This window comes from Micromonospora sp. ATCC 39149 (assembly GCF_000158815.1).
Taxonomy (GTDB): Bacteria; Actinomycetota; Actinomycetes; order Mycobacteriales; family Micromonosporaceae; genus Micromonospora.
In genome coordinates this window covers 3429986-3449063 of the sequence record NZ_GG657738.1, presented here as the reverse complement: position 1 = coordinate 3449063, position 19078 = coordinate 3429986, and the positions used below count along the sequence as shown (strand labels likewise).

Genomic DNA, 19078 nt, shown 5'->3' with positions numbered 1-19078 from the left:
GGGCCCACCGCTCTGCCGTTCACGCTGCGCTGGTTCGCGCTGCGCTGGTTCGCGCTGCGTGAGAGGGGGACCCTTCTATACCTCAGGCGTTAACAGGGGGCCCTTCCTTACTCCTCGGAGAGGCGTTCGCGGGCGTAGATCCGGGCCAGGCCGTGGAACTCGTACCCATCATCTCGGGGAAGCAGCAGACCGGCGTCCACCAGTTCCTCGGCGGCCGCCGCCGCCCTCTCGACGTCGATGCCCGTGACGGCGGCGAGCAGCGCGGCGTCGAACTCCGCCCCGGGCACGAGGGACGCCCGCCGGAAGACCCCGGCGGCGGCCGGGCCGAGCCGGCGGTACGACACGTCGAACGCGGCCCGGACGTCGAGGTCCCCGGCGGTCAGCGCGGTCAACCGGCGGTGCGGGTCGGCGAGTTGGGCGGCGAGTTGGGCGACCGGCCACCCTGGCCGGCTGGCCAGCCGGTTGCCGGCGACCCGGATCGCCAGCGGCAGCCGGCCGCAGAGCTCCACCAGCTCGGCCGTGGCCGCCGGGTCGGCGGCCAGCCGGTCCTCGCCGACGATCGAGGCGAGCAGCCGTCGGGCGGCCTCCGGGGCGAGCAGCCCGACGGGGACCCGGACGGCACCGGTGAGCCCGGTCAGCGGGCGCCGGCTGGTGACCAGGGTCAGGCAGTGCCGGCCGGCCGGCAGTAGCGGGCGTACCTGGGCCTCGTCGGCGGCGTCGTCCGCCACGATCAGCAGGCGCCGGTTCCGGGTGAGGGTGCGGAACAGCCGGCCCCGCTGCTCGGGCGGGCCCGGGATCGCGTCCTCGGGCAGCCCGAGGGAGCGCAGCAGGCCGGCCAGTGCCTCGGCCGGATCGACGGGGCCGGCGGGGGCGGTGCCGTGCAGGTCGAGGAAAAGCTGGCCGTCGGCGAACCCGGTGCCGAGACGGTGCCCGGCGGCGACCGTGAGGCTGCTCTTGCCGGTGCCGGGTGGACCGTGCAGCACGACGACGGAGGCGGTCGTGGCGCTGCCGTCGGTGACCCCGGTGGTCAGGCGGGCCAGCACGGCGAGCTCCGCCTCCCGGCCGATGAGGTTCGGCACGGCGGCGGGCAGCTCCGAAGGGACCACCCGGGGTGGCGGCCACGGGCGCGGACGGGCGGTGGCCGGCGCGGGCCAGGCCGAGGAAGCGGTCGCGGTCCGCGCCGGCCAGGCCGAGCGCGTCGGCGAGGAGCCCGACCGTACGCCGCTGGGGTGTGCGGACCCGGCCGCGTTCCATCTCCCGGATGGTGCGGACGCTGGACCCGGACGCCTCGGCCAGCTCCTCCTGGGTCAGGCCGCGGTTGCCCCGCAACGCCCGGAGCCACTGCCCGAAACCAGCCCGCTGCTGCATGCCGACGCGCATGTCCTTCCGCCAGCCGCTACACGTCAACGCTCACGTAGCGTGTGTCGATCGTTGCATGGCGCATCGGTCCGGCGGTGTCCGCACTGGCGTGAGCATCGCCATAACAACCGGTGAGTAATCCGTGAATGCCTGGTCAGTGGCCGATCCGGTGGGCTCCCGCGTAGACGTTCATGGCCCGGTCGCGCAGGAAGCCGACCAAAGTCATGCCCGCCTCCTCGGCGAGGTCCCCGGCCAAAGTGCTGGGGGCGGAGACCGCCGCGAGCAGCGGCACGCCCGCCATCCACGCCTTCTGGGTCAGCTCGAAGCTCGCTCGCCCGGAGACCAGCAGCAGGTGCCCGGCCAGTGGCAGGCGGCCCTGCCGGACGGCCCAACCGACGACCTTGTCGACGGCGTTGTGCCGGCCGACGTCCTCGCGCAGCACCACCAACTCCCCGTCGCCGGTGAAGAGCGCGGCGGCGTGCAGCCCGCCGGTGCGGTCGAAGTGACGCTGCGCGGCGCGCAGCCGGTCCGGCAGCTCGGCCAGCAGCGTGGCCGGCACGGTGAGTGGGTCGTCCGCGACGGCGTACCTGGAGCGGGTCCGCACCGCGTCGATGCTCGCCTTGCCGCAGACCCCGCAGGAGCTGGTGGTGTAGAAGTTCCGGGTCGGGTCGGCGGCTGGCTCGGGCACGCCGGGGGCGAGCACCACGTCGACCACGTTGTACGTGTTCGGGGTGTCCGGGCCTGCGCAGAGCTGGGCCGTGCGCACGTCCGCGTCGTCGCGGATCAGCCCCTCGGTGAGCAGGAAACCGATCGCCAGGTCGAGGTCGTCGCCGGGGGTACGCATGGTCACCGCCAACGGCCGTCGGCGACCCGGGCCACCCGGCCCGACCCGGATCTCCAGCGGCTCCTCGACCGAGAGGCTGTCCGGCCGGCGCACGGCTCGGCGGGCCGGGTCCGCCGCGTCGACGTCGATCCGCAGCACGCTCCGCCGGTCAGTCGCCCGTCCCATCCCGCCATCCTGCCCGACCGGTCACCTCGTCGAGGTTCGGACCCCGGCCGCCGCAGGTGGCGGCCTCGTCGGCCGTCGAACTCCTCCCGGAAGGGCCGCCTGGAGGGCATCGGGTGCTCGGTCGTGGCCTGGTTTTTCCGGGGCGGCCGGCGCGGGCTTGGGCCGGCGGTGGCGGCGAAGCTACTCGCCCGGCATGCAACGGATCCGGCGGCGATCCCGTAGGAGAGGTGTCCGAGTGGCAAGCGGGGACGAGGAGAGGTGGGTGGCCTGTGAAACGGCCTTCCGAACGGGATCGCGAGTTCACCGAGTTCGTGTCGGCCCGGCGCGCCGCGCTGGTGCGCGTGGCGACGTTGTTGGTCTCCGGTGACCTGGCCAGGGCCGAGGACGTGGTGCAGACGGCGCTGACTCGCCTGTACCTGGCCTGGCCGAGGGTGCGGCCGGACACCGCGTATGCGTACGCGCGGCGGTGTGTCGTGAACGCGGCGACGGACGAGCGCCGGAGCCTGTTCCACCGGCGTGAGCGGGTGCACGCGCAGTTGCCCGACGTCGTGGCCGGCGAGGACGCGGGCGGCGACGAGACGAGGGTGCTGGCGTTGCTGGCGACCCTGCCGAACAGCATGCGGGCGGCGGTGGTGCTGCGGTACGTCGAGGGGCTGAGCGTCACCGAGACCGCCGACGCCATGCGGTGCAGCGAGGGCAACGTCAAGAGCCAGAGCGCCCGAGGGCTGGAGCGGCTGCGGGCGCTCCTCCCCGGACATGCGTACGACTTCGCCTGACCCCGACCTCGACCTCGACCCTCATCCGAACCCCGTTCGACCGATCGAAGGAGTACCGACATGCCAGACGTCATGGACGTCCTGCGGGCCCTGCCCAGTGCCGTCACGCCCGACCGGACCAGCCCGGATGTCGTCGCCGGCGACGTGGCCCGGGGAAACCGCGCGCTGACCCGCCGCCGGCGGCAACGCTTCGCGTGGTCCAGCGCCGCCGTCGTCGCCGCCGCCGTCGCGGTGGTGGGCGCCGGGCAGTTCAGCGGTGCCATGCCCACGACCACTGCCGCGGGCGGGCCCGCCCCGACGGCGACGCAGGCGACGCGGCTACAGCTCGTCGCCTACACCGGCGCCCAGCCGGTCGGCTTCGAGGTGAGCACCGTGCCGCAGGGCTGGCGGGTGGTCTCGTCGGACAGGAGCATGTTCGTGGTGGCGCCGCCCGGCAAGGAGCCGGCCCCGCCGGCTCCCGGGCACGCCGTCAGCCTCCAGGGCCAGATCTCGGTGTCCCTGCAAAGCCTGTCCCGGCTTCCCGAGGGGACGCCCGTGACGCAGGTCGACGTCAACGGCAGGGCGGGTCAGCTCGGCTTCCCGTGGGAGGCGGAGGGCAAGCTGTCGGACGTCCGGTGGCTGGTTTTCCCGGACGCCTCGGGGCGGCGGGTCCTGGTGCAGGTCCCGGGGGCGCTGGGCCTCGGCGACGACCAGATCGTGCGCTTCGCGGAGGGCGTCACCGTCACCGACGAGGCGCAGACCGTGGGCGGCTGATCCACCAGCCTGCCGCGCCTCGGTGAGGTCTCGGCAGCCGGCGGGCTGGGAGCGGCCCGCCGGCTCGCCGCCGGATCCTTCGGGCTCAGACGTTCGGTGATTGGCCGAGGCTCGCACCGTTGGCCACTCCTACCGAGTTCACCGGACTGCTCTGAATGAGGGTCCGCCCGAAGCGCACCGACCACGAGTTCGCCCCGACCCCCGACGACGCGCAGGCCCAGTCGCCCAGGTAGGCGCCCGAGGAGGTGTACAGCCGTCGCGCTTCCGCTCCGTGACATGCTCCCACGACCCCGCTCCGGGCCCGCCCCTTCGGCACCTCCCGGAGCGTCCCGCCGACGCCGGCCGGGCCGACGTGACCGTTCCGCCGCACGCGCCGGCCCCCCGGCCGGGCCGGGCGGGTACGGTGACCGCGTGGCGGACTGGGCGGCGGTCGTGCTGGCGGGCGGGGCCGCGCGCCGGATGGGCGGCGTGGACAAGGCCGGGGTGCCAATCGGCGGCCGGTCGATGCGCGACCGGGTGCTTGACGCCGTCGTCGACGCCGACGTCCGGGTCGTGGTGGGCCCAGCCGGCCCGGTGCCAACGGGGGTCCGGTCGACCCGGGAGAGCCCTCCGGGAGGCGGGCCGGTCGCTGCGGTCGCGGCGGGTCTGTCCCTGCTGCCCGCCGGTACGCCGACCGTGGCGCTACTCGCCGCCGACCTGCCCCTGCTGACCCGGGACGCGGTGCGCCTGCTGCGCGACCAGCTCGCCGACCCGGCGGTGGACGGGGCGTGTCTCGTCGACCTCGACGGCCGGCGGCAGCATCTGTGCGGGGTGTGGCGGGTCGCTCCGCTGCGGGTCGCGCTCGACCGGCTCGCCGCCGCCCGGGGCGGCTCGCTCGACGGCGCGTCGGTGCGGGCGCTGCTCGCCGGGTTGACCGTGCGCGACGTGCCCTGGCCCGGGGCGGGCCCACCGCCCTGGTTCGACTGCGACACTGACGAGGACGTACGCCGGGCGGAGGAGTGGACGCGATGACGGTGCTGGAGGACTGGGTCACGGCGGCCTGCGCGGAGTTGAGCCTGGACCCCGCCGAGGTGCCGGTGCCGGTTGTGCTCGACCTGGCCCGGGACGTCGCGCACCAGGTGCTGCGGCCGGGTGCCCCGGTCTCCGCGTACCTGCTCGGACTGGCCGTCGGGCGCGGGGCCGACCCGGTGGCGGCGGCCGGCCGGCTCAGCGAGCTGGCCGGCGGTTGGCCGATCGAGCTGGGTGAGCGGCCCCCGGCTGATGGCCGCTTCGGCGGGCCGGTGTCCGATCCCGGTCCGGCCTGATTCGGGCTTCGGGCGACCCTGGGTAGGGTGACCCGAACGGACGGAGGCGATCATGACGGTAGGCCACCCCTCGACGCCGGCCTCAGACCCGCCCGGCGGCCCCCGTGAGCATGGCGGCCCGCCGGAGCATGGCAGCCCGGCGGCCCACGGCGGCCCGTCGGAGCATCAGCACGAGTCGATCCTGCTGGACGAGCCGACCACGACCGACCTGCGGGCCAAGGTGACGGAGGCCTGGCGCGAGTTCGCCCGGGCCCTCGCCGAGCGGCTGCGTGAGCTGCCCGCCGGTTCGCATGTCGAGCTGACCCTCGATCCCACCGCCTCCGGCACCGGCGACGCGGTCTACTCCATCAGCGTCGACCTGGGCGACGGCGGCCGGCTCTCCGCGCGGGCGGTCGGCAACGCGACCCTCCCGCAGGGCTACCGGCTGGACCGGGCGGCCGTCGCGGACATGGTGGCGCTGGGTTGGTCCCCGCCCGGGGTGGTCGAGGGCTCCGGCGAGCACTTCGGCCTGACCGGCGACACCGCCGAGGCGACCCGGCTGGCCGCGCTGCTCTCCCGCACCCTTCGGGACGTCTACGGCGTGCCGCACCCGGCTTTCCTGGTGTACCTGGTGCACGACGCCGAGGGTGAGCCCGTGCCGGTGGAGCCCCTGGGCACCGCGCGCAGCGAGTTCGGCCAGGACCAGGACGTCGAGGCGGACCTGGACGAGGCGCTGGCCGCCGCCGCGCGGGGGGCGAGCACCGACGTGCTGGTCCTGGCCGAGCAGGTGCGGACCGTGGTGTCCGCCATGCTCAGGTCCGAACCCGACAAGTTGCAGGTCGACTCCGACGGTGATCTCAACATCCGGGCCGGGTCGGCGATGGTCTTCGTTCGGGTCCGCGACAATCCGCCGCTGGTCGACGTCTTCTCGCCGGTGCTCACGGAGGTCGAGCCCACCGAGCGGCTCTACGTGAAGCTGTCCGAGCTGACCAACCGGATGCCGATCGGCCGGCTCTACTGCGCCGACGACACCGTATGGGCGTCCATCCCGGTCTTCGGCCGCGATTTCCAGGCCACCCACCTGATGCTCGCCGTGCAGGTGATGACCGGCCTCGCCGACGAGCTGGACGACCGGCTGCACGGCGAGTTCGGCGGCAAGCGCTTCTTCGGCGAGGGCGACAAGCCCGGGCGGCGGGACCAGGGCGAGCACCGCACCGGCATGTATCTCTGAGTCTGGAGGCGGGTGAGGCCCGGATGCCGGGCCCACCCGCCGGCTCGGTGGGCACCCGTGCCAATGGTTTCTCTCGGGCTCGGCCGCCCAGCTCGCGCGGCGACTCGCCGTGCCTTACGGTCGAAGGTGATGGGCAGCCGGCCGGGAGTCGGGTCGTCGTCGTGAACCGGGGAGCGGGCACCCGGCCTGGTCGTCGTGCGCCCGGGTGCGGGCACCCGGGCGGTTCTGGCGAGGTCGGGGCTGTTGTCAGCCCGTGCTCTCCCCGATGTTGACATCCTCGGATCTGCCGGCCTCCTGATCTCGGGCGTCGGTCAAACCGGTTAAGGCGCACACCCCGGGCATGCCGGTACGCGAACCCGCGTCGTGGGCACTGCAGAAAATGATGTCCGTTCCGCGCGTTTGCTGATCAACAATGCGTCGGCAGTGTCGAATACAGCGATATTGATAGGCGGTCATTGATATATACGGTTGTGAATGCGATGCTGGTCGGGAGCGCGCATATGCGCCGATCTTGAGTCACCGGAGAAGGAGGATGTTCAGTGCGTTCCCCGAAACCCGATCAGTCCGGCCGCCGATCCCGGTCAGCGGTCCGCCAGGCCGTCCGAGCGTCCGTCATGGTGCTCACCATGCTGGCCGGTGTGCTGACCTGGACCGGCGCAGCCCAGGCCCACGGCACCATCGTCAGCCCGGCGACCCGCGCCTACCAGTGTTGGCAGACCTGGGGCAGTAAGCACATGGATCCGGCCATGCAGCAGCAGGACCCCATGTGCTACCAGGCGTTTCAGGCCAACCCCGACACCATGTGGAACTGGATGAGCGCATTGCGGGACGGCCTCGGCGGACAGTTCCAGGCCCGCACGCCCGACGGGCAGTTGTGCAGCAACGCCCTCAGCAGGAACAACAGTCTGAACCGGCCCGGAGCGTGGAAGACGACCAACGTCGGTCGCAGCTTCTCGGTCCAGTTGTACGACCAGGCCAGCCACGGCGCTGACTTCTTCCGGGTCTACGTCAGCAAGCAGGGGTTCAATCCCGCCACCCAGACCCTCGGTTGGGGGAACCTCGACTTCATCACGCAGACCGGACGCTACGCGCCGGCACAGAACATCACGTTCAACGTCTCGACCTCCGGTTACACCGGACACCACATTCTCTTCGTCATCTGGCAGGCATCCCACCTCGACCAGGCCTACATGTGGTGCAGCGACGTGAACTTCACCTGATCGGCGCGACCGACAGCCGCACTGCTCTGGCCCGGGACCCTGTCCCGGGCCAGAGCGTGTCACGGAACGACGAGGCCTCCGGCTGCCGATGGTCGCCGACCGCGTGGCGGTTCTACGCGGAGGGGCCGACACCGGGGGACTCGGCCAAGCGGGAGAGCACGATCGTGCTGCGGGTGGAGGTGACGAACGACTCGGCGCGCAGCCGTTCGAGGGCCTCCTCCAGGTGCGAGATGTCCGCCGCGCGCAGGTGCACCAGCGCGTCCGCCTCCCCGGAGACCGTGTACGCCCCGACGACCTCGGGGTGCCGGCGGACGGCCACCCCGATCTGGGCCGGGGTGGTCCGCCCGGCGCAGAACAGCTCGACGAACGCCTCCGTGGTCCAGCCGACGGCGGCCGGGTCGACGACGGCCGTGAATCCCCGGATCACCCCGGCGGCGCGCAGCCGGTCCACCCGGCGTTTGACCGCCGGGGCGGAGAGCGAGACCCGGGTGCCGATGTCGGCGTACGAGGCGCGGGCGTCCGCCACCAGCAGCGCAATGATTCGCTGATCCACAGCGTCGATCTGCAACGTTCCGCCCTCAGGAAGCAATGGTTGTGGCTGTTCCTAAAGTTCCAGGCTACCTACTCTTGGTCCCCGTGAACCAGCAGCGGGTCCCCCGAAAGCGGACATATCTCATGTGCTCGCCCGAGCACTTCGCCGTCGAGTACGCGATCAACCCGTGGATGGACGTCACCACGCCCGTCGACGCGGAGCTGGCGGTCAAGCAGTGGGACAGGCTGCGCGAGACGCTGCTCGGCCTCGGCCACGACGTGCACCTGCTCGCCCCCGAGGCCGGCCTGCCCGACATGGTGTTCGCGGCCAACGGCGCCTTCGTGGTCGACGGGACGGTCTACGGCGCCCGGTTCAAGCACGAGCAGCGGGCCGCCGAGGCCGCCGCGCACCGCGCCTTCTACGAGGAGCGGGGCTGGCACTTCATCGCCCCGAACGAGACCAACGAGGGCGAGGGCGACTTCGCGTACCTGCCGGACGCGTACGGTGGGCTGGTCCTCGCCGGCCACGGCTTCCGCACCGAGCTGCCGGCGCACGCCGAGGCGCAGGAGGCGCTCGGCCGCCCGGTGGTGTCGCTGCGACTGGTCGATCCTCGCTTCTACCACCTCGACGTGGCGCTCGCCTCGATCGACGACGGGAACATCGCCTACTACCCGGGTGCCTTCTCGGCGGCCAGCCAGCGGGTCCTCGCCCAGCTCTTCCCCGACGCGGTCGTCGCGGACGACTCCGACGCCCTGGCCTTCGGCCTGAACCTGGTCAGCGACGGCGCGAACGTGGTCCTCAACAGCGAGGCGTCCCGGCTCGCCGGCAAGCTGAAGGCGGCCGGCTACACCCCGGTGCCGGTCGAGCTGACCGAGGTGCGCAAGGGCGGCGGCAGCGTGAAGTGCTGCATCGCGGAGCTGCGCGGCTGACCGGGTGGCCCACCCGACACCCCACGGGCCGGTCCCGCCCGGGGGGAGACCGGCCCGTGCCTGTCGGGCACCCGTTCAGCCGAGCGTGGCGAGCTCGTTGCTCAGGACGTTGGAGAGCACCCGGCCGTCGCGCTGGACCTTGCGCAGGTACCACTTCTGCTGCGGAGTGCGCGGCTGGTTGAACTGCCAGGCCCCGCGTGGGCTGTCGATCTGGCCGATCTTGCCCAGCGCCAGGTTGATCTGCTGCGAGTTCGGGTTCGTCCCGGCCAGCCGGATCGCCTTGTCCAGCACCTGCGCCGCGTCGTACGAGGCCATCGCGTAGGTGGTCGGGGACGCGCCGTGCGTCTTGCGGTACGCCGAGGCGAAGGTGCGGTTGGCGGTGTTGTTCAGGTCGGCGGAGTAGTTCAGCGCGGTCACGATGTTGCGTGCCTCCACCTCCCGCAACTCGTCGAGCACCGTGCCCTCGGTGAGGAAGCCGGGGGCGTAGATCGGGCCCGTCCACCCCTCGCGGTGCAGCTGTTTGATGAACTGCACCGCCGCCGTCCCGGCGAAGTGGCAAAAGATCGCGTCCGGCTGGCGGGCCAGTGCGGTGCGGATGTCGGCGACGTACGCGGTGCTGCCCGGCGTGCTGGTGGTGTCGGTCCAGATCACCGGGTCGGCGATCCGGGGGTCGTTCGACCCGGCCGTGCTGAACTGGGCCTGGAGGCCCTGGATCACGTCCCGTGAGCCGAGGTTGTCCGGGGCGATGATGGCGACCCGGCTGCCGATGGGCAGCCGCTGCGCCATGTACGGACCGATCGCCCGGCCCGGCTCGTCCAGCACGTACGAGGTGCGCCAGATGTAGACGACGCTCTGCAGGCTCTTCGGTGAGGCGTTGGAGCCGATCAGCGGCACCCGGGCCTTCTCCACGTTGTCCCGGATGCCCACCATGACGGCCGAGTTGACCACGCCGGTGAGCGCCAGCGCCCCCTGCTTGAGCAGGCTGTCGACGGCCGCCTTGCCGGTGTTGGCGGTCTCGCCCTCGTCGGCGGTCAGCACCGTGACCGGATGCCCGCTGAACTGCTGACCGTGGAGGGTGAGGTAGAGCTGGAAGCCGTTGACGATCTCGTCGCCGATGGACTTGAAGCCACCGGTCTGCGGCGCGATGAGACCGATCTTGATCGGGTCGCCGGTGGGGGTCGCCGGCCCTTCGTCGCCGTCCGAGGCGCAGGCGGCGGTCAGGCCCGTGGTACCGAGGGCGGCCAAGAGTTGAAGTGCCCGCCTGCGGTTCATCTGGGACACCGAGTTCCTTCCGGGAGCTGAGCTGGGCCGATACCGTCCCCTGGGCGTTCTACCCGCTCGGCGACGCTGCGTCAATGATCAGTGATCAAAGTGCAAGGTTCGCAGCCCACGGGCCACCTCCGGCCAGGCGGCGGACTCCGGGTCGATGAGCCCGAAATGTTCGCATTCGGCAAGTTCCACCAGCCGGACGGGGCTGCCCGCCGCCCGCGCGGCGGCGGTGTAGGACCGGCTCAACCCCACCGGCACCTGCCGGTCCAGCAGGCCGTGCAGGATCACCGTCCGTGTCGAGATGGGCACCAGCAGGCGAGGATCGGCGGCGGCGTACCGCTGTGGGTGCTCCGCCGGCCCGCCGTCGAGCAGCGCGGCCACCGCCCCGCCGTCCAGGTTGAGCCGGTACGCCTCGGCCAGGTCCGCGACGGGGGCCAGCGCCAGCACCCCGGCCACCGTCTCCGGCGCGGTCGCGGCGGCGTACAGGGCGAGGTGGCCGCCGGCCGAGTGGCCGACCAGCAGCGGCGGCCCGGGGCGCAGCCGGTCGCCCAGCACCGGCCCGGCCAGCCCGGGCAGCGCCGCCACCCCCGCCAGCACGTCCGTGAGGGTGCCCGGCCAGCCGCCGCCCGGCTGCCCCGTGCGCCGGTACTCAAGCTGGGCCACCGGGTGACCGAGCGCGGCCAGCGCCGCCGCGAGCGGCCCGGTGTGGGTGCGGTCGTACTCGGCCCGCCAGAAGCCGCCGTGCACCACCACGACCAGCGGGCGCGCCGGGCCGTCCCCCGCCGGGCGGCGGAGGTCGGCGACCTGGTCCGGGTGCCCGCCGTACGCGACGGTGGCGTCCGGGGCGGGAGCGGGGCGGTCCAGCACGGTACGGGGATCGGCGGGCATGCCGGCGACGGTAGCGCGGAAAACGGGCCGGCCGGTGCGGGTCCCGGCGAGCGTGCGGCCCACCGCCTGGGTGAAGATGGAACGCATGACCGAAGCGCACTCCGCTGGACAGAACGACGATCCCGGCCAGGACGGCACCGGGCGATCCGGCACCGTGGTGGTGGTCGGCCCGGACGGCCGCCCGGTCGGCACCGTGCAGACCGACGAGGCCGCGGGCGAGGACCCGACCCGCCTGGTCGAGCAACCCGCCAAGGTGATGCGGATCGGCAGCATGATCAAGCAGCTGCTGGAGGAGGTCAAGGCCGCCCCGCTCGACGACGCGAGCCGACACCGGATGCGGGAGATCCACGAACGGTCGATCGTCGAGCTGAAGGAGGGGCTGGCCCCCGAGCTCCGCGAGGAGCTGGAGCGGATCTCGCTGCCCTTCACCGAGGACAAGGCGCCCAGTGAGGGCGAGCTGCGGATCGCCCACGCCCAGCTCGTCGGCTGGCTGGAGGGGCTGTTCCACGGCATCCAGGCGGCCCTGGTGGCCCAGCAGATGGCCGCCCGGGTGCAGCTGGAGCAGATGCGTTCCGGCCGGCAGGCGCTGCCCAGCGGCCCCGCCGGCATGATGCAGGGGATACCGGGCATCGGCCAACCGCAGGGCGGCGAGGGGCACAGCACCGGGCAGTACCTCTGACCGTCGCGCGCCGGGCCGTGGAACGGCCCGGCGCGCGCTCACCCCACCCCGAAGACCTTCTCCAGGTACGCGGCCACGCCGTCCTCGGAGTTCGCCGCCGTCACCTCGTCGGCGATCGCCAGGACGGCGGGGTGCGCGTTGGCCACCGCCACCCCCCGGCCGGCCCAGGTCAGCATCGGCACGTCGTTGGGCATGTCCCCGAAGGCCAGCACGTCCCGCTCGTCGATCCCGAGCCGGGCGCAGTACCAGGCCAGGCCCGCCGCCTTGGTCACCCCGGCCGCCGAGATCTCCACCAGCCCCGTGTACGACGAGTGGGTCGCCTCGGCCAGCCCGCGCAGCGCCCCGGCGACCACCTCCAGGAACACGTCCGGATCCTGCTCCCCGGCGCGGGCCAGCAGCTTCACCGCCGGCACCGAGTGCAGCTCCTCGGGCGAGGTGATCGCCCGGATCGCCTCGGCGTCGGCGTCCCAGCGCAGCGGGTAGTCGGTTTCGTGCCGCATCTCACGGCTGTCCACGATCTCCACCGCGAAGCTGACCCCGGGCACCTCGGCGCGCAGCCGGCGGGCCACCTCGGCGAGCAGCTTCGGCGCGAGCGGATCGGCTCGGAGCACCTCGTCGGTCACCGGGTCGTACACCACCGCACCGTTGGCGCAGATCGCCGGCAGCGGCTCGGCGAGCTGCTGGTACACCAGTTGGAGCCAGCGGATCGGGCGGCCGGTGACCAGCACGACCGGCGTGCCCCGCGCGGACATCCGGGCGAGGGCGTCCCGGGTGCGGGGGCTGAGCGTCCGCTCGTCGGTGAGCAGGGTTCCGTCGATGTCCGTGGCGACCAGCCGAGGTGTCTCTCCCATCACCGGGAGAGTAGTCGGTCCAGGTAGATCGCCACCCCGTCGTCGTCGTTGCGCAGCGTCACCTCGTCGGCGGCGGCCCGGACGGCCGGGTGGGCGTTGGACACGGCCACCCGGGCCCACCCGGCCCACTCGAACATCGGCAGGTCGTTGGGCATGTCGCCGAAGACCAGCACCTCGGCCGGATCCACCCCGAGCCGCTGCGCCACCACGGCCAGCCCGGACGCCTTGTCGACCCCGGGCGGGCAGATCTCGATGAAGCCCAGCCCGGACTGGGTGAGCGTGGCGACCTCCGGGCCGACGATCCGGCGGGCGGTCTCCAACAGCGTGTCGATGTGGTGGCCGCCGGTCCGGGCGAACGCCTTGATCACGTCGCCGGCGAGGCATTCGTCGCGGGAGCGCGGCTCGAACAGGTCCGGGTAGGGCCAGCTCGGGTGGTAGTCGCCCCAGAGCGGGGCGCCGGGCTCGTCGGACGCCTCGACCATCACGGTGAGCGGCCCGACCTCGGCCTCCAGGTCGGCGAGCAGCCGGGCCAGCACCTGGCGGGGAAGCCGCTCCTCGCGCAGCACCACCGGGCCGGCCGGGTCGCTCTGGTCGACCACCCAGCCCCCGCCGGCGAGCACCAGGAAGTCGGCGGCGCGAATGTCGTTGCGGGTCAGCTCGGTGAGCCGCGGGCCCCGGCCCGTCGCGCCGACCACCGGGATGCCGGCGGCCCGCACCCGGTCGAGCACCTCGTGGGTGAACGCGGAAACCGTCTCGTCGCTGCGGACCAGTGTCCCGTCGAGGTCGGTGGCGATCAGCTTGGGCAGCCCCGGGCGGGTCATCGCTCCTCCTTCGGCCGCCGCCGTCGCGCCAGCCCTGTCGTTGGGTCATCGATGCCTCGACCAGCAGTGACGGCGGGCAGCAACCGTACCTCGGGGAACAGGGCGCGACCATGACTTCCCGACGAATCGGGCGGCAACTCCACACCACGCCCCGGTTGCGTGAACCGGCGGCCCAGGTTTGCGTGGCCCGCGGCCAGGGGTGAGAAGGGGGGCCCTTCTCTACCGCAGGCGTTAACAGGGGGCCCTTCACTTACTCCGGGCGGGCGAAGGGCGCGGTCGGCTGCACCGTGAGGTCGGCCGGCGCGGGCGGCAGACCGGTCTCCCGGCTGGGCGGGTCCTCCCGCCGGGGCACGGCCACGCCCGGCTGCCCGGCGTCGGCCCGGCCCGCGAGGTGCAGCGCCGCCGCCAGCAGCGCGCAGGCCACGAAGGCTGCCCAGAGCCCCCGGCCGTACTCGATCTGGAAGCCGTCCTCCGAGGAGTACAGGAGCGTCCGCTGGCCCGAGTCGTCCAGCGAGAACGACGTGGCGACCAGGACGCCGACCAGGGCCGTCGACAGGGCGAGGCCGGCCACCCGGGCGTCGTGCCGCACGGCGGCGCTGCCCCGCAGGGCCAGGGCTACGGCCGCGACCAGGGCGAACAGGCCGACCAGATAGCCCAGCCCGAAGCCGCCGACGTCGGACACCCCGCCGGGCACCCGCAGCGTGCCGCCCCCGGGCCCCCCGGTCGGCACGATCATCACCAGCCACTCCCCGATCAGCGAGGCGAACGCGGCCGCCGCCCCGAGACCGGCTGCCACCAGCGGGAGCCCACGGTCCCACCCGCGCCGGGACAGCGGGCGGCCGACCCGCCCCGGCGGCGTGGGCTCGGGCCCACCCCACTCCAGGACGGCGGCGTCGTCGGACCGGCTGTCCTGCCGGGGGATGGGGAGATCCTCGGACATCGGCCACCTCTCCGCCGTTTCGCGGGCCTGAGCCGAATCATGACACAGCCGGCACCGCTCGTTCGGGAACGCGACCCGCGTGGACGGAACAGGCTCCGCGCTACGCCCGGCAAGCCCTCACGGAACCCTAAAACGGATCTCCTGCTGAAGTGCTAGCGTCGACTCATGCCTATCCGTACCGCTTCCGCACGTTGGCAGGGCGATCTCGCCGAGGGTTCCGGCACGGTCCGCACCGGCAAGGGCGGCCTCCAGGGGAACTACTCCTTCAAGTCGCGATTCGAGGAGGGGGAGGGCACCAACCCCGAGGAGCTCATCGGGGCGGCCCACGCGGCCTGCTTCTCGATGGCGTTCTCCAAGCAGCTCGCCGACGCCGGCGCGACCGGCACCTCCGTGGAGACCACGGCGAAGGTGCACTTCGACAAGACCGACGCGGGGATGACCGTGACCCGGATCGACCTGGAGACGGTCGGTCAGGCCCCGGGTCTCGACGAGGCCCAGTTCGCCAAGCTGGCCGAGACTGCGAAGGAGAACTGCCCGATCTCGCGCCTGCTCTCCCCGGGCGCGCAGATCAGTCTCACCGCCAGGCTCGCCTCCTGAGCATTCCGCGCCCCCGCGCCTGACGCGTCCTGCGGGACAATGAGGGCGTGGCGGTGGAGATGAGCCGGGAGCGCTTCGAGGAACTGGTCGGGGAGGCCCTCGACGAGGTTCCCGAGGAGCTGCTGCGGCTGATGAGCAACGTGGTGATCCTCGTCGAGGACCATCCGCCCCCCGGCGAGGATCTGCTCGGCCTCTACGAGGGGCACGCACTCACCGAGCGGGGCTGGGACTACGCCGGCGTCCTGCCGGACCGCATCTTGATCTACCGCCACCCCATCCTGCGGATCTGCGACACCGAGGAGGACGTCGTCGACGAGGTGGCGGTGACCGTGGTGCACGAGATCGCCCACCACTTCGGCATCGACGACGAGCGGCTGCACGACCTCGGCTGGGGCTGACCGGGCGCGCGGCCTGGTTACCGTCCGCCCGGTTCGGCCCTGCCCGGTGCGATGCCACTGGTTGCGCTGGTCACCTACCCTCCGGGCAAACACCCCGAGTCAGGAGGCACTTCCATGCGCAGCGCGCTGTTCTCCGCCGAGAACCTGGAGAAGGAGTCCGCCCAGCCCGGCATGCGGCTGCAGAACTCCAAGATGCTGAAGATCGAGCTGAACGGCGAGGCGATGGCCCGTGTCGGGTCAATGGTCGCCTACCAGGGGCAGGTGCAGTTCCAGGCGCTCGGCTCCGGGGGCCTGGGCAAGTTCCTCAAGCAGAAGCTCACCGGTGAGGGCGTCCCGCTGATGAAGCTCAGCGGCCGGGGCGACGTCTTCCTGGCCGAGCTGGCCAAGGACGTGCACATCATCGACCTGGAGCCGGGCGACGCGCTGTCGATCAACGGATCGAGCGTGCTGGCCTTCGACTCCACCCTCCAGTACGACATCCGCATGGTCGGCGGTGCCGGAATGGCGTCCTCGTCCGGCCTGTTCAACTGCGTCTTCACCGGCCATGGCCGGATCGCGATCACCACGAAGGGCACCCCGGTGGTGCTCAACGTCGACGCCCCGACCTACGTCGACCCGCAGGCCGCCGTCTGCTGGTCGGCCAACCTCCAGACCGGTTACCACCGGGCCGAGCAGTTCGGCCTGGGCACGCTGCTGGGACGCAGCACCGGCGAGGCGTTCACGATGAGCTTCGCCGGGCAGGGCTTCGTGGTGGTGCAGCCCTCCGAGGAGCCGCCGGTCATGGGCAGCGGCGCCCAGGAGCAGCAGGGCGGCCTGCTCGGCAACCTGCTGAGCTGACCCGTCGCCATCGGCCGGCAGGCTGACCCGGGCTGGGCGCCCCGACGCGAGGGCGCCCGGCCCAGCGCAGCTCGCCGGAGCGCTTTTCTGTTTTAGCCAGGCCGCCGCGTCGGCGTAGTCGGCGTCCGACAGGCCGGCCGGCGCGGGCACCGGTCGGTCGCCTGCCGGCTGCGCCCTTTTTTGCCGGGGGTACGAGCCGAGGAAGGGAACTTCCGCGCAGAACTCGAGCAGCCCTGCAAACGCCTCCCGAGCGCTGATTCTGACCATCGTTGTCCGTGGCAGTCGAGGAAAGAAGAACGTACCGGGCCCAGCGCCTTCGCCGTACGAGCGGGACTCGAATCCCGAGGTCAAGGTTCACCCGCGTACGGCCAAGCTCCATCAGCACCGACAGCAGTGCGCCCACCCGGTCGTGGGCGATGTACACGGCCAGCGACGTCACGTCGTCCCCGGTAGGGGGCGAGGGCGGGCCCGGGCGGGAAAGCATCACGAACCGGGTCACCGCGTCGGGATGGTCGGCGATCTTGTCGGCGAGCACCGCCAGCCGGTGCCGGGCGGCCCCGATCGGGGCGCAGATCGCCGCGTCGTACTCGCCCGTGGCCGCGCCCGCCGCGGCGGCCCCGTTGGACAGCACGTCGACCACGACCGCGTCCGGCAGGTGCGCGCGCAGCCAGCCCCGGCACTGGGTGGACGCCTGGGGGTGCGCGGCCACCGAGCGGATCGCCTCCGGCGACGTTCCCGGGCGGGCGCCGAGCACGAACTCCACCGGCAGGATCACCTCCCGGGTGATCACCAGGGGCTCGCCCTCGGCCAGCTCGTCCAGGGTCACGCCAACCGCGCCGCCGATCGAGTTCTCCAGCGGCACCAGGGCCGCGTCGGCCTCCCCGGCGCGGACGCTCTCCAGCGCCTCGCCGACGCTGCGGGCGGGCGTGCGGGTGCCGCGCTCGGCGGCCGGCACGGTGCGCAGCGCCTGCTCGGCGAAGGTGCCCTCGGGGCCGAGGTAGACGAAACGGGTCGGCGGTGTTCCCGGCATGCCGCCCAGCCTACGCAATCGGTACGCCACCCTGGACGGCGTCGCAGGCGAGGGCCCGGATGCCGGGCGGCCCGGCCACCCGTACCTCGATGGTGCAGACGTCGGTGCCGGCGGTGACCAGCTCCAGGTCGTTCGGCCGGCCCCGGGTGACCACCTGCAACTCCTCGTGCCCGGTCACCCGCAGCACCGTGTACTGCCAGCCCCCGGCGCAGAGCGGGCCGTCGCCCACCCGTACCGCGACCGAGCGGGACAGCACCCCGGACGGGCCGCGCAGCAGCGCGACGACCCGGTTTGCGGAGGGACCATTGCGGCAGGGGGTGGCGACCAGGTCGGAGCCCGAGGTGGTCGGCGGGGTGACCACCGGCGGGGTGGTCGGGGCCGGCGGGGCGGACGCGGGCGGGGTCGGGCCGGGGGTGCCGCCCGCGGTGGCGCTCGGCGGGGAGGCGGGCCGACGGAGCTCCGGCGGCGCGCCGCAGCCGGCGAGCGTGACGGCGAGGCATGCCACGGCGAGCCGCGCGGTCGCGCGGGACACCGGTCGGTGCGGTGCGGATGGCGGCACGAACCGATCCTTGCATCGGAGAACGTCGTTGCGGCCGGGATGGCTGAGCCCATCGTAGGAGCCGGCGGCGCGAGCGTGAAGGCCGACCGGGCGGGCCGTCAGTCGAGTATGCGGTGACCCGCCCGGCGCAGCGCGGCGGTCGCCTCGCACAGCCGCACCGTTGGCACCAGCACGTGGTCGGCGTCGTACGTGGAGAACGCGACCGGGTCGACCCGCGCCTCGGTCAACGGGCCGACCAGCGCGGCGAGGGTGCCGGTCACCGCTTGGCCGAGCGGGCCGACGATCCGCAGGCACCGCCAGTCGGTCTCCACCTCGGCGGGGGCGCGGGGGGCCGGGCAGATCACGGAGACCCCGTCGGCGGCCCAGCTCACGCTGACGACCTCGGCGTCGCCCAGTTCGCCCCACAAAGCGGGCCCGAGGGAGGAGCCGGCGGCCAGCCGGCACACCGCGTACTCCCCCGGCAACAGAGCGACATCGACCATGAGGGCACCCTAAGCCCTGGCGGGTGCCTGTCACAGCTCTCCGGTGGTGCGGCGGGCAGCCCATCCGCCCAGGTAGGCGCGGAGTGCCGGACGCAGACCTCGGGGAAGCCGGGATTCAGACCTCGGAGAAGAAGGTGAGGGAGCCGGCGACTTCGCCGTCGGTCAGCACCGGCGTCGAGATGGCGTCGACGGTCGGGTCCGTCCGGCCCGCTGCGGCCTGCACCCGCAGCAGCCCCCGGGCGAGGCGCCCGGAGTGCAGGGCGAGCAGCGGCGGAATCTTGTCGGTCTCCTGCTCGGTCAGCTCGCCCCGGTGCGCGGTGAAGTCGAGCAGCCGCAGGCAGCCGTCCAGCAGCGGCAGGCCGATCACGTCCTCCGGGCAGCCCAGGCAGAGCAGCTCGCAGCCGGCCGCCGACACCGCGACGACCCGGGTGTCGACGTCGATCAGGAGGCAGGGCTCGTCGGCCCGGGCCACGGTCGCGGACCACTGCCCGAAGTTGTCGGACTCCTGCTCCGGTCGTGTGCGGGCGGTGGGCGCGAACACTTCTGTGAGCGAGAGTTCGACGTGGGCCACCGCGCCTCCAATGTACATCGACGGTCTGTCCACGCTAACCGGTCGTTGTGGTCCCGCCGACCGC

22 protein-coding genes and 2 pseudogenes are annotated in these 19078 nt (G+C 73.0%); 11 read left to right on the top strand and 13 right to left on the bottom strand.

Features of this window, described 5'->3' with window-relative positions; all coding sequences use genetic code 11:
- Nucleotides 1–107 precede the first annotated feature (107 nt).
- The 3 genes and pseudogenes from MCAG_RS14640 to fdhD all read right to left on the bottom strand — a co-directional run bounded on the left by MCAG_RS14640 (nucleotide 108) and on the right by fdhD (nucleotide 2368).
- Nucleotides 108–1106 carry an NB-ARC domain-containing protein gene (locus MCAG_RS14640; protein WP_083802283.1) on the bottom strand — a complete coding sequence of 333 codons (999 nt, stop codon included), beginning with the start codon at nucleotides 1104–1106 and terminating at the stop codon, nucleotides 108–110.
- 67 nt (nucleotides 1107–1173) lie between these two features.
- Nucleotides 1174–1368: pseudogene (locus MCAG_RS34825) on the bottom strand (helix-turn-helix domain-containing protein); the annotation flags it as partial.
- A gap of 145 nt (nucleotides 1369–1513) precedes the next feature.
- Nucleotides 1514–2368, bottom strand: coding sequence for a formate dehydrogenase accessory sulfurtransferase FdhD (gene fdhD, locus MCAG_RS14635; protein ID WP_007073761.1), 855 nt, complete (start codon nucleotides 2366–2368; stop codon nucleotides 1514–1516).
- 269 nt (nucleotides 2369–2637) lie between these two features.
- Between fdhD and MCAG_RS14630 the strand changes: the two genes are divergently transcribed.
- From MCAG_RS14630 to MCAG_RS14605, 6 genes are all read left to right on the top strand, one after another.
- A complete protein-coding gene (locus MCAG_RS14630) occupies nucleotides 2638–3144 on the top strand; it encodes a sigma-70 family RNA polymerase sigma factor (protein ID WP_036373490.1) in 507 nt (168 codons plus the stop codon).
- Nucleotides 3145–3204: 60 nt separating this feature from the next.
- Complete coding sequence (locus MCAG_RS14625; protein WP_007073759.1) at nucleotides 3205–3897, top strand: hypothetical protein; 693 nt, start codon at nucleotides 3205–3207, stop codon at nucleotides 3895–3897.
- A gap of 276 nt (nucleotides 3898–4173) precedes the next feature.
- Nucleotides 4174–4908 (top strand): molybdenum cofactor guanylyltransferase, encoded by a 735-nt coding sequence (locus tag MCAG_RS14620; protein ID WP_007073758.1) that lies wholly within the window; start codon nucleotides 4174–4176, stop codon nucleotides 4906–4908.
- Complete coding sequence (locus MCAG_RS14615) at nucleotides 4905–5201, top strand: DUF6457 domain-containing protein (protein ID WP_007073756.1); 297 nt, start codon at nucleotides 4905–4907, stop codon at nucleotides 5199–5201. The genes MCAG_RS14620 and MCAG_RS14615 overlap by 4 nt, the downstream gene beginning before the upstream one ends.
- 52 nt (nucleotides 5202–5253) lie before the next feature.
- Nucleotides 5254–6411 (top strand): hypothetical protein, encoded by a 1158-nt coding sequence (locus MCAG_RS14610; RefSeq protein WP_007073755.1) that lies wholly within the window; start codon nucleotides 5254–5256, stop codon nucleotides 6409–6411.
- A 614-nt stretch (nucleotides 6412–7025) separates the two neighbouring features.
- A complete protein-coding gene (locus MCAG_RS14605) occupies nucleotides 7026–7631 on the top strand; it encodes a lytic polysaccharide monooxygenase (RefSeq protein WP_036373480.1) in 606 nt (201 codons plus the stop codon).
- A 112-nt stretch (nucleotides 7632–7743) separates the two neighbouring features.
- Here the strand turns inward: MCAG_RS14605 and MCAG_RS14600 are convergent, their stop codons facing one another.
- Nucleotides 7744–8199 (bottom strand): Lrp/AsnC family transcriptional regulator, encoded by a 456-nt coding sequence (locus MCAG_RS14600; protein WP_007073752.1) that lies wholly within the window; start codon nucleotides 8197–8199, stop codon nucleotides 7744–7746.
- Nucleotides 8200–8258: 59 nt separating this feature from the next.
- Between MCAG_RS14600 and ddaH the strand changes: the two genes are divergently transcribed.
- Complete coding sequence (gene ddaH, locus MCAG_RS14595) at nucleotides 8259–9092, top strand: dimethylargininase (RefSeq protein ID WP_007073751.1); 834 nt, start codon at nucleotides 8259–8261, stop codon at nucleotides 9090–9092.
- A 75-nt stretch (nucleotides 9093–9167) separates the two neighbouring features.
- On the opposite strand, the gene MCAG_RS14590 is transcribed toward ddaH, so the two are convergent.
- Nucleotides 9168–10373 carry an ABC transporter substrate-binding protein gene (locus MCAG_RS14590; protein ID WP_007073750.1) on the bottom strand — a complete coding sequence of 402 codons (1206 nt, stop codon included), beginning with the start codon at nucleotides 10371–10373 and terminating at the stop codon, nucleotides 9168–9170.
- Nucleotides 10374–10451: 78 nt separating this feature from the next.
- On the bottom strand, nucleotides 10452–11249 hold the full coding sequence (locus MCAG_RS14585; RefSeq protein WP_007073749.1) for a S9 family peptidase: 798 nt from the start codon (nucleotides 11247–11249) through the stop codon (nucleotides 10452–10454).
- A 76-nt stretch (nucleotides 11250–11325) separates the two neighbouring features.
- On the opposite strand from MCAG_RS14585, the gene MCAG_RS14580 reads away from it, so the two are divergent.
- Complete coding sequence (locus tag MCAG_RS14580; protein ID WP_036373474.1) at nucleotides 11326–11928, top strand: bacterial proteasome activator family protein; 603 nt, start codon at nucleotides 11326–11328, stop codon at nucleotides 11926–11928.
- A gap of 38 nt (nucleotides 11929–11966) precedes the next feature.
- Here MCAG_RS14580 and MCAG_RS14575 read toward each other — a convergent pair whose 3' ends face one another.
- The 3 genes from MCAG_RS14575 to MCAG_RS14565 form a co-directional block, all read right to left on the bottom strand.
- Nucleotides 11967–12779, bottom strand: coding sequence for a Cof-type HAD-IIB family hydrolase (locus MCAG_RS14575; protein WP_036373472.1), 813 nt, complete (start codon nucleotides 12777–12779; stop codon nucleotides 11967–11969).
- Nucleotides 12779–13600: an HAD family hydrolase gene (locus tag MCAG_RS14570; RefSeq protein WP_007073746.1), complete on the bottom strand. Its 822-nt coding sequence runs from the start codon at nucleotides 13598–13600 to the stop codon at nucleotides 12779–12781. The genes MCAG_RS14575 and MCAG_RS14570 overlap by 1 nt, the downstream gene beginning before the upstream one ends.
- Before the next feature lie 250 nt (nucleotides 13601–13850).
- Nucleotides 13851–14540, bottom strand: coding sequence for a hypothetical protein (locus MCAG_RS14565; protein WP_007073745.1), 690 nt, complete (start codon nucleotides 14538–14540; stop codon nucleotides 13851–13853).
- Between the two features lie 165 nt (nucleotides 14541–14705).
- On the opposite strand from MCAG_RS14565, the gene MCAG_RS14560 reads away from it, so the two are divergent.
- The 3 genes from MCAG_RS14560 to MCAG_RS14550 all read left to right on the top strand — a co-directional run bounded on the left by MCAG_RS14560 (nucleotide 14706) and on the right by MCAG_RS14550 (nucleotide 16372).
- Entirely contained in the window at nucleotides 14706–15137 is a 432-nt protein-coding gene (locus tag MCAG_RS14560; protein ID WP_007073744.1) for an OsmC family protein, read from the top strand.
- Nucleotides 15138–15190: 53 nt separating this feature from the next.
- On the top strand, nucleotides 15191–15535 hold the full coding sequence (locus MCAG_RS14555) for a metallopeptidase family protein (protein WP_198141743.1): 345 nt from the start codon (nucleotides 15191–15193) through the stop codon (nucleotides 15533–15535).
- Between the two features lie 114 nt (nucleotides 15536–15649).
- A complete protein-coding gene (locus tag MCAG_RS14550) occupies nucleotides 15650–16372 on the top strand; it encodes an AIM24 family protein (protein WP_007073742.1) in 723 nt (240 codons plus the stop codon).
- Between the two features lie 93 nt (nucleotides 16373–16465).
- Here the strand turns inward: MCAG_RS14550 and MCAG_RS30825 are convergent.
- The 4 genes and pseudogenes from MCAG_RS30825 to MCAG_RS14530 all read right to left on the bottom strand — a co-directional run.
- A pseudogene (locus MCAG_RS30825) lies at nucleotides 16466–17402 on the bottom strand (prephenate dehydratase); the annotation flags it as partial.
- 10 nt (nucleotides 17403–17412) lie between these two features.
- On the bottom strand, nucleotides 17413–17961 hold the full coding sequence (locus tag MCAG_RS14540; protein ID WP_232290177.1) for a hypothetical protein: 549 nt from the start codon (nucleotides 17959–17961) through the stop codon (nucleotides 17413–17415).
- Nucleotides 17962–18059: 98 nt separating this feature from the next.
- Entirely contained in the window at nucleotides 18060–18443 is a 384-nt protein-coding gene (locus MCAG_RS14535; RefSeq protein WP_007073739.1) for an ACT domain-containing protein, read from the bottom strand.
- Between the two features lie 115 nt (nucleotides 18444–18558).
- On the bottom strand, nucleotides 18559–19014 hold the full coding sequence (locus tag MCAG_RS14530) for a hypothetical protein (protein ID WP_007073738.1): 456 nt from the start codon (nucleotides 19012–19014) through the stop codon (nucleotides 18559–18561).
- Nucleotides 19015–19078: the final 64 nt, after the last annotated feature.

Coding starts and splice junctions, on each gene's coding strand:
- MCAG_RS14560 (WP_007073744.1), top strand. CDS start 14,706: ATGCCTATCCGTACCGCTTCCGCACGTTGGCAGGGCGATCTCGCCGAG.
- MCAG_RS14535 (WP_007073739.1), bottom strand. CDS start 18,443: ATGGTCGATGTCGCTCTGTTGCCGGGGGAGTACGCGGTGTGCCGGCTG.
- MCAG_RS14615 (WP_007073756.1), top strand. CDS start 4,905: ATGACGGTGCTGGAGGACTGGGTCACGGCGGCCTGCGCGGAGTTGAGC.
- MCAG_RS14625 (WP_007073759.1), top strand. CDS start 3,205: ATGCCAGACGTCATGGACGTCCTGCGGGCCCTGCCCAGTGCCGTCACG.
- MCAG_RS14565 (WP_007073745.1), bottom strand. CDS start 14,540: ATGTCCGAGGATCTCCCCATCCCCCGGCAGGACAGCCGGTCCGACGAC.
- MCAG_RS14580 (WP_036373474.1), top strand. CDS start 11,326: ATGGAACGCATGACCGAAGCGCACTCCGCTGGACAGAACGACGATCCC.
- MCAG_RS14585 (WP_007073749.1), bottom strand. CDS start 11,249: ATGCCCGCCGATCCCCGTACCGTGCTGGACCGCCCCGCTCCCGCCCCG.
- fdhD (WP_007073761.1), bottom strand. CDS start 2,368: ATGGGACGGGCGACTGACCGGCGGAGCGTGCTGCGGATCGACGTCGAC.
- MCAG_RS14570 (WP_007073746.1), bottom strand. CDS start 13,600: ATGACCCGCCCGGGGCTGCCCAAGCTGATCGCCACCGACCTCGACGGG.
- MCAG_RS14550 (WP_007073742.1), top strand. CDS start 15,650: ATGCGCAGCGCGCTGTTCTCCGCCGAGAACCTGGAGAAGGAGTCCGCC.
- MCAG_RS14575 (WP_036373472.1), bottom strand. CDS start 12,779: ATGGGAGAGACACCTCGGCTGGTCGCCACGGACATCGACGGAACCCTG.
- MCAG_RS14610 (WP_007073755.1), top strand. CDS start 5,254: ATGACGGTAGGCCACCCCTCGACGCCGGCCTCAGACCCGCCCGGCGGC.
- MCAG_RS14620 (WP_007073758.1), top strand. CDS start 4,174: ATGCTCCCACGACCCCGCTCCGGGCCCGCCCCTTCGGCACCTCCCGGA.
- MCAG_RS14605 (WP_036373480.1), top strand. CDS start 7,026: ATGGTGCTCACCATGCTGGCCGGTGTGCTGACCTGGACCGGCGCAGCC.